12 protein-coding genes are annotated in these 11,821 nt (G+C 37.6%); 6 read left to right on the top strand and 6 right to left on the bottom strand.

The window, feature by feature from the left end; genetic code table 11:
• The first annotated feature begins 20 nt into the window (after window positions 1–20).
• Entirely contained in the window at window positions 21–509 is a 489-nt protein-coding gene (locus MKY88_RS14970) for a chemotaxis protein CheW (RefSeq protein ID WP_008181662.1), read from the top strand.
• Window positions 510–649: 140 nt separating this feature from the next.
• Here the strand turns inward: MKY88_RS14970 and nspC are convergent, their stop codons facing one another.
• The 3 genes from nspC to MKY88_RS14955 all read right to left on the bottom strand — a co-directional run bounded on the left by nspC (window position 650) and on the right by MKY88_RS14955 (window position 3,449).
• A complete protein-coding gene (gene nspC / locus MKY88_RS14965) occupies window positions 650–1,789 on the bottom strand; it encodes a carboxynorspermidine decarboxylase (protein WP_025116106.1) in 1,140 nt (379 codons plus the stop codon).
• Entirely contained in the window at window positions 1,786–3,015 is a 1,230-nt protein-coding gene (locus MKY88_RS14960; RefSeq protein WP_036126904.1) for a saccharopine dehydrogenase family protein, read from the bottom strand. The genes nspC and MKY88_RS14960 overlap by 4 nt, the downstream gene beginning before the upstream one ends.
• A gap of 227 nt (window positions 3,016–3,242) precedes the next feature.
• On the bottom strand, window positions 3,243–3,449 hold the full coding sequence (locus tag MKY88_RS14955) for a hypothetical protein (RefSeq protein WP_036126902.1): 207 nt from the start codon (window positions 3,447–3,449) through the stop codon (window positions 3,243–3,245).
• Window positions 3,450–3,655: 206 nt separating this feature from the next.
• Here MKY88_RS14955 and MKY88_RS14950 point away from each other — a divergent pair, with 206 nt between their 5' ends.
• From MKY88_RS14950 to MKY88_RS14940, 3 genes are all read left to right on the top strand, one after another.
• Window positions 3,656–5,371, top strand: coding sequence for a methyl-accepting chemotaxis protein (locus MKY88_RS14950; protein WP_193832515.1), 1,716 nt, complete (start codon window positions 3,656–3,658; stop codon window positions 5,369–5,371).
• 87 nt (window positions 5,372–5,458) lie between these two features.
• Window positions 5,459–6,202, top strand: a complete 744-nt coding sequence (locus tag MKY88_RS14945) for a tetratricopeptide repeat protein (RefSeq protein WP_328200368.1) — start codon at window positions 5,459–5,461, stop codon at window positions 6,200–6,202.
• A 117-nt stretch (window positions 6,203–6,319) separates the two neighbouring features.
• Window positions 6,320–6,952 (top strand): LysE family translocator, encoded by a 633-nt coding sequence (locus tag MKY88_RS14940; RefSeq protein WP_025116110.1) that lies wholly within the window; start codon window positions 6,320–6,322, stop codon window positions 6,950–6,952.
• A 29-nt stretch (window positions 6,953–6,981) separates the two neighbouring features.
• On the opposite strand, the gene MKY88_RS14935 is transcribed toward MKY88_RS14940, so the two are convergent.
• Both MKY88_RS14935 and MKY88_RS14930 read right to left on the bottom strand, forming a co-directional pair.
• Entirely contained in the window at window positions 6,982–8,034 is a 1,053-nt protein-coding gene (locus MKY88_RS14935) for a Cj0069 family protein (RefSeq protein WP_193832513.1), read from the bottom strand.
• 164 nt (window positions 8,035–8,198) lie between these two features.
• Window positions 8,199–9,116, bottom strand: coding sequence for a DMT family transporter (locus MKY88_RS14930; RefSeq protein ID WP_328200372.1), 918 nt, complete (start codon window positions 9,114–9,116; stop codon window positions 8,199–8,201).
• 107 nt (window positions 9,117–9,223) lie between these two features.
• On the opposite strand from MKY88_RS14930, the gene MKY88_RS14925 reads away from it, so the two are divergent.
• Window positions 9,224–10,117 (top strand): AraC family transcriptional regulator, encoded by an 894-nt coding sequence (locus MKY88_RS14925; protein ID WP_193832511.1) that lies wholly within the window; start codon window positions 9,224–9,226, stop codon window positions 10,115–10,117.
• 108 nt (window positions 10,118–10,225) lie between these two features.
• Window positions 10,226–11,266, top strand: a complete 1,041-nt coding sequence (locus MKY88_RS14920; protein ID WP_328200375.1) for a beta-carotene 15,15'-monooxygenase — start codon at window positions 10,226–10,228, stop codon at window positions 11,264–11,266.
• A gap of 45 nt (window positions 11,267–11,311) precedes the next feature.
• Here MKY88_RS14920 and MKY88_RS14915 read toward each other — a convergent pair whose 3' ends face one another.
• Entirely contained in the window at window positions 11,312–11,776 is a 465-nt protein-coding gene (locus tag MKY88_RS14915; RefSeq protein WP_025116115.1) for a hypothetical protein, read from the bottom strand.
• Window positions 11,777–11,821: the final 45 nt, after the last annotated feature.

Raw genomic sequence — 11,821 nt, 5'->3', positions numbered from 1 at the left:
AATTTGAAGGGTGTGACCATATGGAAAGTGTAAAAGCAGTAGTTTTTGCTTGTGGTACAGAGGAATATGCAGTGCCTGTAGAGCAAGCGATTTCAATTGAAAAATTAGAGCAGGTAACACCAATTCCTCATTTACCTAACTATCTTTTAGGTTTTACAAGAATTCGTGGGGAGCTTGTGCCTGTCCTAGATTTTGAACGAATATTATATAATCGCTCTTCGAATACAGCAACTGCTCGGGTGATTGTATTGAATACAGATGTTGTTAACTATGGGTTACTTGTTACGGAAGCTCGTGAAATTCTTGATTTAGATGAGTCTATACTTCAACAGCTAGGACTTGTGAATTATAGTAAAACTCGCTACTTTACAGCTGTAGCTAATCTTGAAAACCGGATGATTACGTATGTTGACCCAAAAATACTCGTCAATTCATTAGAGGGTATTCGTGAAATTATCAATTATTTACACAAAATGCTTGAGAATGAAAAAGAAAACGTAGAGGCTTAGGCTTCTACGTTTTTCTTATGTTCAAATAGAATGTAATGGGGGACAAGGCAACATGTGAACCGATCCCAATATCGTTAAAAGACTATACAGCTATAAAAAGAAGCCCTTCCTGCAAAAAACGGAAGGGCTTTTTCGTATTCTTAAGAAAGACGACCACTGTAGTCTTCAAACTTAAATTCACGAATAATTTTAATACCTTCTTCATCATTGTAAGAAACGATAGAAGGGAGGTTAACACCGTTAAACATATGGTTTTTTACCATTGAATAATGGGCCATATCCGTGAATACAAGACGATCTCCTGGTTTTAATGGCTGTTCAAATGAATAATCGCCAATAACATCACCAGCAAGACATGTTAGTCCACCTAAGCGATATGTGTGGGCAAATTCATTAGCTTGACCTGAACCAATAATCATTGGACGGTAGGGCATTTCAAGTACATCAGGCATATGACATGTTGCCGACGTATCTAAAATAGCAAGATCCATCCCATTTTCTTGAATATCAAGTACAGTAGCAACTAAATAACCAGTATTAAGGGCTACTGCTTCACCTGGCTCTAAATACACAAGCAGGTTATATTTTTCTTGCACATAATTAATGATGTTCACAAGCTTCTCTACATCATAATCTTCACGCGTGATATGGTGACCACCACCGAAATTCAACCATTTCATTTGATGTAATACATCACCAAATTTTTCTTCCACTACTTCAATAATACGCTCTAGCGTATCCGAGTTTTGTTCACACATTGCATGGAAGTGTAAGCCATCAATGCCGTCAAGTTGGGATTTATCGAAGTTAGCCAAAGTCGTTCCAAGACGGGAATTCGTATAGCAAGGATCGTAAAGAGCTGTTTCAATTTCAGAGTACTCAGGATTCACACGAATACCGCATTCAATTGTTTTACCAGTAGATTTTACTTTATCCTTGAATTGAGCCCATTGGTTAAATGAGTTAAATACGACGTGATCCACATAGCCTAGAAGCTCGTCCATTTCATGCTCAATATAAGCAGGTGCATAAACGTGAACTTCTTTGCCCATTTTTTCGTAGCCAAGACGTGCCTCATGCAGGGAGCTGGCTGTAATACCTGCTAAATATTCCCCTACTAGCGGGAAAGTTGAATGCATAGAGAACCCTTTAAGGGCTAGTAAAATGCGGCAGCCTGTACGATCTTGAATTGATTTTAAAAGCTCAAGATTTTTTGTTAATAATCGCTCATCCACTACATAAGAAGGGGATGGAACTTTTGAAAAATCAATTGGTTTCATCGGCTTAATTCCTTTGTATCTAAATCAAGGTCCAGTAACTCTGGGTTATGGCTTTCTTGCCATGGTAGACCCCATTTATTTAATGCATCCATGAATGGATCTGGATTGAAATCTTCTACATTCCAAACACCTGGTTTACGCCATTCGCCGTTCATCACAAGCATTGCACCAATCATAGCAGGTACGCCAGTTGTGTAAGAAATTGCTTGTGAGCCCACTTCGTTATAGCATTCTTCGTGGTCACATACGTTGTACACATAATACGTTTTTTCTTTGCCATCTTTTAGACCGCGAATGATACAACCGATATTTGTTTTACCTTTCGTACGTGGTCCTAGAGAAGCTGGATCTGGTAATACCGCTGTCAGGAAGTGGATTGGTTGAATCATTTTACCTTCAAATTCGATCGGCTCGATTGATGTCATACCAACGTTTTCTAATACTTTTAAGTGTGTTAAGTATTTTTCAGAGAACGTCATCCAGAAGCGGATTTGTTTTAATCCTTTAATATTTTTCGCTAGTGATTCAAGCTCTTCATGGTATAGAAGGTAAATATCTTTTGGTCCAATTTCTGGTAAGTTATACACTTCTTTTTTCTCAAGTGGTGCCGTTTCAACCCACTCGCCTTCTTTCCAGTAACGACCATTCGCTGTTATTTCACGAATGTTAATTTCTGGGTTGAAGTTTGTTGCGAAATGATAACCATGATCTCCTGCGTTTGCATCCACGATATCGATATAGTGGATTTCATCAAATTCGTGTTTTTGCGCATGAGCAGTGAAAACGCCTGTTACACCTGGGTCAAAACCGCTACCAAGTAATGCAGTTAAGCCAGCTTTTTCAAACTTTTCTTTATAAGCCCATTGCCATTTATATTCAAATTTTGCCGTTTCAGGTGGCTCGTAGTTTGCAGTATCCACATAGTGCACACCTGTCGCTAAGCAAGCATCCATAATCGTTAAGTCCTGATAAGGTAGGGCAACGTTAATCACTACATCTGGTCCGAAAGCTTTAATAAGCTCAATAACCTCTTCTGTATTATCTGCGTCTACCTGTGCAGTATGAATTTTTGTTTTTCCGCCGTCTAGTTTTTCTTTTAGAGCGTCACATTTTGAAACAGTTCTACTTGCGATACAAATTTCCTCAAATACGTCCGAATTTTGAACACACTTGTGTACCACAACACTGGCAACTCCGCCAGCTCCGATAATCAATGCTTTACCCAATTGTCTACCCCCAAGTTCATAAAAGTATTGTCAAACAAGCTGATTATACAGAAATTTGATATAGTACTCAATCATTGTTTTAAAATTTTCTACAAAAAATTTAATTTTTCTACATCAATTAGACGTAATCAGAAGAAAAAAGCATGGAATACATGAAAAAATCCCTTTTCTACAAAGGTAGCAAGGGACATCATTGCTTGAAACATCAGAACATCATTTCACTCTTTTTATTTTAAAAAACGACTGGATATTTGTTGCTTTTCATCTCCCCATACATAGAAGAAAATCACAAGTAATGTACTTAAAAATCCCATCACTAGTGCATACGTACTGAGGGCTACATGTACTTGGCTTTGCACGGCATAAATGAATATGGCTCCTATTGTTAGCAAATTTCCAGTAATAAGCGATACAAAATGAAAACGTTTATTCATTGTAAGCCCCCCCTTTGTAGATGAATGATAAATGCCTCAAAATAAAGTTAGTCCGTTTCAATTATCGCATAATTCAGAACTTTTATCCAATACTTTTATTTTATAGGAAAAATTAAAGATGCTTTTTTAATACATCTTTTTATAGTATGATGAGAAAATAAAGGGAAAATTCATAGATTATTACAAGAAAGGGGAGAAGATGAATCGTGAAATTACGAAATTCATTAACTTTTCAACTTGGAACGATTATCGCTGGTATTTTAGTGGTCATGCTAGGGATTACATCGTTCGCTACATACATAACTGCTTACAATAAACTTTATGATGCTGCTGGTGTGGAGGCATATGGATGTGCCAATATTACGACTGGTTTAATTGCTCCTGAACTGATGGACAAGGCCATGCGTGGTGACCAGGCAGCTCAGGAACGGATTGGGAATGACTTAAACTGGACAACCGGACACAAAGATATTTTTCAAACTCAATATATTCTGTCCCTTGATGGTACATTGTTAGCGCTGGACGACCATTTAGCCGAGAAAGGATTTGCCCCTGGGGATTCTTTCTATTTGGATCAAGAGGCGATTGATAGGTTGTTACAAGATAAGCATCCAACTTACTCTCAGCCCTATACGTATGCTGACATGGATCGCTTATCGGGTTATGCGCCCATTTTCAAAGATCACGATTCAAGTAAAGAAATCATTGCCATCAGTGTGATCGATTTTGACGCCAATATTGTCAAGGAGCGTACATGGGATGTTGTGCGAAGTGGGATATTAATTAGTATTTTCCCTATGCTGATTGCTTCAATTATTACAGGCTTTTTAATCCGACGAAAAGTGAAGCCAATTAGTGTTCTCATTCAACAGGCCAAAGAAATTGCGAATGGCAATTTAGCAGTAGCTGAAACAAAAATAAATAGCAAGGATGAGGTGGAGGATTTAGCGAAGACATTAAATCGTATGACCGCTAGCCTGCAAAGTATGATCATGACCATGCGTTCTACTTCTAATACACTTGCTAATAATGCTGATGAAACCGCTTGCACCTTAAACGATATGACAAATACCATTCAAGAGGTCGCTCATAATATCGAAGAGGTAACAAGCACTGTGACGGCAGGCATGCATCATGCTGAAAATGCTACCGAAGTGCTTACCTCCTTAGCAGATGACTTGCAGGTAATCCAGTACAATGCTACGGATAGTGCTAATAATGCACGAGAAACAATGAAACTAGCAACAGAGGGAGAAAGGCTAGCCAAAGACATAAACAATGATATGGCATCAATTCAAAGCGGATCAGATGAAGTGAAGCATACTGTTGAAAACTTAGTTACGTCTGCTGCTAAAATACAGGCAATTACAACATCCATTGCTGGTATTGCATCACAAACAAATTTATTAGCACTGAATGCTTCTATCGAAGCGGCTAGAGCAGGAGAGCAAGGAAAAGGCTTTGCGATTGTTGCTGAGGAAGTGCGAAAGCTAGCAGAGCAGTCCAATGCAGAAGTATTACAAGTTGAACAGCTTATTCAGGATATGATGAAACATGTTCAGCAAGTAATGTCGTCAACGAATGATAATACGCAATATATTGAAAAAGGAACAGAGACTGTCGGTTTAACAGCACAATCGTTAGGAAATATTTCAAACGCTGTAGCGAAGACCGTTGAGGAAATTATAAGTATTTCTCATGCAGTGACTGCTGAAAATGAAAAGTCAGCTCGAATTGTCCAGATGATACAACAATTAACTGAATCCATTAGAGACATCGAAGGAGCCATGAATAGAATTACTTTAGCAGCCCAGCAAACAACAGCAAGTATTGATGAGGTTGCGCAAGGTTCGAATGAAACGACCCATATGGCACATACACTAGAGCAACACGTAAAAGCATTTAAATTAAAAGAATTGTAGAAAAATTAGAATAAGTTAGCTTTTGCTTGCGTGTCTAAGATGGTACACTATCAATAAGATTTTTCTTTTGGTGAAGGTGAGGATTTAATGGTGGTAAAACAAATGGATGAGCAAGTACAGCAAATGAATGACTTATTTATAAGTGGTCAAGTAAAAGAGAGTTATCAGCTAGCAAAGGAGATACTTGCCAACCAGATAAATTTAAAAGGTGAGACCCATCAGCTTATTCAGCAACATGTTGCATTACTTGAGGCAAATGGATATGCCAATATGCCCGAAACGACTGATGAAAAAGTAATGCAAAGTGCAGAACGTACAGATGGTTCGTACCCAGAGCGAGATGTTCTTACAGCCTATATCGGAACTCAAGATGAGGAACAGTTTGGGAAGGTAATAGACGAATTATTAGCCGGGCCCATTGAAGCACAGGCAAACGCGTATTATACGATGGCTGAATACTACGTCCTTACTAAAGAACATGACAAAGCAATGGTACAATTTGCGGAGGCTATCAAATTACAGCCTAACAAAGGTCTCTATTGGGGTGCCTTTGCTCAATTTTTAAATCGTCATGAGGGGAGCCCTTATTTAGCACTTAGACTCATTGAGGAAGCCATACAGCTAGATGGTATGAATCCTCGCTGGCACTATATTCAAGGTAATATTTTTTTACAGCTAGTAGCTGCTACGAAAAATTTAAGCTATTTACCTGCTTTAGAAGAGGCTTGGGAAAGAGCTAAAAAACGCTGTTCTACCAAGCAAATTACCTTGAAAATGGATCTCGTGAAATCAAATGATGTGTTAAGTCAATGGAAAAAGCAAATGCTATAAATCTAGAAAAGAGACGTTTAAACTATTAATAATTATTTCCTTTTAAGTATATTTATGCTATTATGAAACTATAAACGGACGTATGAAGCTTATCGATGACATGAAAGAAGTGTTTTTTTGAGTTTATATGTAGCGTATGTATTAGTGGGACTTGCCATTGCCATGCCTGTAGGTGCTATTACAGTGGAAATGACGAAGCAAGGACTCAAAAATGGTTTTCTGCACGGCTGGGCTGTAGGGCTTGGTGGCATGACCATTGACATCGTATTAGTTTTTGCCTTATATATGGGATTAGCCTCCATTTTGGCAATGCCTATGGTACAGCTTCCGATGTGGATCATTGGAGCGGGCTTTTTATTCTTGTTAGGGTATGACTCTATTAAGAATGCCGATCATGATATTACATTGGCAGGAGAAAAAGTAACCAAGTCCTTTTTTGCCTCTTATTTTAATGGATTATTGGTAGCGATCTCCCCTGGTAACCTTGTTTTTTGGGTCAATGTATTCGGTGTGGTTCTAGCTAAATCTTACGGACAAGGGGAGCAAACAAGCTTTTTAATCATTGCTGCTGGCGTCCTTAGTGGAATTTTACTCCATGATCTTGGTTTACTAACCATTGTCTCAGTTACGCGTAAAGCTATGAATCGTAAAATGATTAAAACATTTACGATTGTGGCAGGATTCTTGTTAATTGGCTTTGCTGGATATTTTATATATGAATTTATACAAGCAATTAAAATTTATATATGAAAAGTGCGATCTCTCAGATCGCACTTTTTTTATGATGGTGAAACGACTGTTGTCTGCTCTTGGAGACAAGCCAAAATTTCTTCTGCTACTTGATGTGCTAAGGAAAGCTCTGAAGTAAAGCCCACACAAGAACAATTCATTTCACCTAATATATAGCAATCTTCTCCAGCTTCATCTGTATCTAACATAAAATCAGCTGTCCAAATTAAGGGTAAGTCATAACCACCTAATAAGTTCGTTACTTGAGGGAGTTGTGATAAAAAGTTATCGACAAGCTCTTGCCAATCCTCTGGTTGATCATAGCGATATTGCGCACCTGAGAATAATGTTGCGCTAAAGGCATCCTCGGTATTGGCAGGTTTTTTATGTACTACGTGAACGGGGTGATTGCGCAACATCAATAAGCGAACTTCACCTTCTGTAATACGTGGAAGAAATCGCATATCGATCAACATACCATTCAGTCCAGTAATATATGGCTCACAAAATGTCATAAATTCTCCAAGCGACCAATATTCCACATGATTATCTTTCGCTTCCGTACATTTAATTTGTGCATCTAGTGGAACTACAGTCATTCCTTCGGCTAGAGGTTCTACTAATTTTACACGCCAAATACCTTCACCCGTAGAACCACGATTTTGCTTCAGAACACGTTCTGTTAATGCTAGTGAAGTAGGAAATTGTGCTTTAAATGCTTCAATCGTATAATAGGCGAACGTATCATTAGGTACTAAATTTGTAGCAGTAAGCTTGGATAATACATCTTTAGAGCCATAGCTAATCATTGCATCGGGATGTGGCATACCAATTACGCCGACTTGGCAAAGTTCTCGAAGCATCGCAAAATATTGTTCTTCATGCTGTAAGTTGCCAGGGTTTATACGTGATACATAGGCAGCACCATGTTCTTTCACATAGTCAAAAATTTGCTGTTTTTTTGCAATTTCAAAAAATAGCACCTCTGCATCTTGCCCACGTTGCTTTAAAGCTTCCACCATTGGCATTGTATCTGGACGATAGCCATCAGGTCCTTTGTCTGTGCCACCCTCAACCTCGAAAAAAATTACTTTTTTATTCATCAATAATACCTCCCTTTTTGGTTGTCATTATTTTCAGTATAGTAGACAAACAAGGAGAAAAGATATATGAAATATGTAAATTTTATGTATAAATTCATATATTTCAATATTCGATATAGGAGGTATTGACTATGAAAAATCAGAAAAATCAGACATTTAGGTGTTTAATCCTGTTTCTTTTGAAACACTGTGAGATATAGAATCATTAGAAGAATTAGCAAAGTGCCAATAAACTGATAACCTCCAAAGCTTATTTTTAACCACCATACACTTGTGATGACGGCCATTAATGGTTCTAAGCTTCCTAGTAAGCTTGATTCCTTCGGGGATAAATAATGCAAGCTAGCAATATAAAACCAAAAAGCTAGCATTGTGCCGAATATAATAATAAAAAGAAAATAGGAAATCGTAGAAACAGTCCAGTCTGATACATCAATAGCCCATGGTTGATGGAAAAAACTCATAACGATTCCTCCAATGATCATGGACCAACCAACAACAAGTAAGGAATGAAATTGCTGTAGAAGGGGAACGGCGTATAGTGTATAAAAGGCAACTGAAAGTCCTGATACTACTCCCCAGAAGACCGCCATAAAAGGAACTGACAGTGTTGAAAAGGACCCATTTGTTAATAATAAAAAAGTTCCCACAAGTGTAAGTGTAACAGCAATACTATCCTGTTTTGTCAGCGGGCTTTGTTTAGATAAGAGGTAATACGCCATAATAAACAACGGTGCTAAATATTGTAGAAGCGTGGCTACCGCTGAATTTCCAATGGAAATAGACATCATATACGTATATTGGACAGCAAGCATGCCTAGTAAACTAAATAGTAGCTGTCTCATTGCGTTTTGTTTTGTCCGCCACATTACAAATATTGATCCATGTCGATGGGTTATTTTATATATCCCTATAAGTAATAGACCAGACAAAAGTAGACGACTAGAAACTAGCCATTCTACAGCTATTTGCTCCTGCTGAAATAGTCTTTGGGCTACGGTTCCACCGATTCCCCAAAAACTTGCCCCGAGGATAACTAGTAAAAATCCGAGGGTACGATTTTTTGGGATGATTTGATTCATGGATGAACATCTCCTAAACTATCAATATAAAGTGATTATAAAATATCTAAAAAACAATAAATATCGTGTTAACACGTTAAAAATATCAATATATTGAGGTGATGAGGATGCCTTTAACACATATAAAAATTGCGAAAGATTTACAAGAGCTAACATTGCATGGATCTAAAGAATTTCCAGTTGCCTTGTATGAAACAACAATGAGCATGGATAGTATGGATTTTTTACCGCTCCATTGGCATAAAGAAATACAATTTGTTTATCTCAAAAGTGGACGTGCTAAGTATCGGATAGGAACGAATGTTTTAGTTTTGGAGGAGGGGGAGGGGCTATTCATCAACGCCTCACAATTACATGAGGCGAAGCCCTTTCAAATGGAGCAGGCTATTGTTTACTGTATAAACGTAGATCCTATAATCATCGGTGGACATGAGGGCAGTATTTTTATAACTAATTATGTTCAACCTTATTTAACGAATCATCGACTGCCATACGTCAAGCTTACAAAGGAGTTATCACAAAAGGTGGCATGTATGGCTGATATATTGCGAGAGCAAGATGCCTTTTTTCAACTAAAAGTATGGAGAGAGCTACTATACATTTGGGAATTGATGTTAACCCAATCCTTGCTGACTGAAGAAATCATGGACCCCTCTATCATTGTGCAACAAGAACGGGCTAAAATGATGCTGAATTTTTTACATACGCACTTTCAGCAAAAAATAACTTTAGAAGATTTAGCAAAGCACGTGTATTTAAGTAGGACAGAGTGCAGCCGTTATTTTAAGAAAATAATTGGACTAACACCATTTACTTATTTATTACAATATCGACTTCGCAAAAGTATTGAATTATTGAGGGATGACGAGCAAACCGTCACGATCATTGCTGCCAATACAGGCTTTAGTACTGTCAGCTATTATATTGAGAAGTTTAAAGAATATACTGGCTATTCACCACATGTTTATCGCAAGAAATTTCTGCAAAATATTAAAATGTGAAAAAATCTTGAACATAATTGGAAAAAGTATAATCATTTATGCCTGTAATATATACATGATTCATCATTTGCAATAAATTGAAATGAATAGCATGTAGGGGGCGTTAGAATGATGGTTTTAAGGAAAAAGCAAAATATATGGCTAGCCTTTTTATTCATCGTGTTAGTCAGCAATTATACGCTTTATAATACGGGGCTTGGTTCGTCCATCTTGCCAATCGAAACAAATGGAATTGTCTTAGGTTCCCTTATTGATCTAGTAGTCATCATACCTGTATTATGGATGCTTTATAAAGGGAAGTTTTCATTAAAGCGAGCCATATTATTAGCCGCAGTTGGCTGTATTGCCGCACGTTTTATCATTCCGCTAGAGCATCTTCAGCCCTTTGTGGCAGTCACGTGGGCAGGCTTTGCCATTGAAGGCATTATGATCGTGTTAGAAATTTTACTCATTGCTACACTTGTAGGTTATCTACCAAGAGTGCTTGCCGAAGTACGTGCCAGTTCATTACCCGATTTATTTTCATTTTCAAAAGCTGTGGAAAAACAAATACCACAGCATCCTGTCATTCAAATGATTTGTTCGGATTTACTTGTCCTTTATTATGGGTTTGCTAGCTGGAAGCGACAAGAACGACTCGGTTTCACTTTGCATAAAAATTCTAGCTATATCGCTTTTCAGCTGATGATTATCCACGGTATTGTGATTGAAACAATTGGCATTCATTGGTGGCTACATGAGAAGTCCATGATCCTTTCCATTGTTTTGCTCATTTTTAATGTGTATTCAGTGATCTTTTTTATCGCAGATATGCAGGCGATTCGATTAAATCCTGTATACGTAACAGACGAAACAATATATATTTCGCTAGGTTTAATGAAGCGTACAGAAATAGACTTTAATAAAATTGAAGAGATCATAGAGGATAAGGTACTATTAGAAGGAAAATTATCAAAGGATACGATAGATTTCGTGGCACGTGATTTTGGTGAAGCTTATCCGCACGTTATTTTAAAAATGAAAGAGCCAGTGGAAGTGACCTTTATGTTAGGCATTAAAAAAAGCTATCATCAAGTAGCGATTAAAGTTGACCAGTCACAAGAATTTAAACAATTGCTTCAACTAAGAATGTCAAAGCATTTTGCCTAAATATATATAGCCAACGTTTTGATTAAAAACGTTGGCTTTTTTTATTTAATCGAGGTCTGCGATTGCCTGTAAAATGTCATCACGGATGGCTTCCCAAAATTGCAGTTGAACCGAGTCACAATACGTATAAAGCTCTTTATGCTGAATATGATCGTATAGAGCGGCAATATCTTCTTGATGGAAGGATAGTCGATGATTTAGATTCGCTCGTTCTTCCTCCAGACAAAATAATTTATAGATGTCAGCTAGGCGCTCCAGTTTGGCTAGTTTTTTTGTCATCGCTTCATATTGTTTTTGATGAAACCGTCCTACTGCAGAGGTCATCGAAATTTTTGCACGATGTTCCGCTTGAAGACTACGACACTCCTCCTGACGAATAGCTACACGATACCAAAATTCATAGCGAGTCGGTAATTCTTTTAGTTCATAGGTAAGCAATGATTTTAAAATTGTATGCACTTGCTCATATGTATCAATGCTTTTCTCTGCGTCTTTAAAAATCCCAAACATACAACCACCCCCATATAGTGTAATACTACACAACTCGATAAAACT

The organism is Lysinibacillus sp. FSL R7-0073 (assembly GCF_038009065.1).
Lineage (GTDB): Bacteria > Bacillota > Bacilli > Bacillales_A > Planococcaceae > Lysinibacillus > Lysinibacillus fusiformis.
Note: the sequence above shows the minus strand (reverse complement) of the source record. Positions and strands in the feature narration are given on the sequence as shown.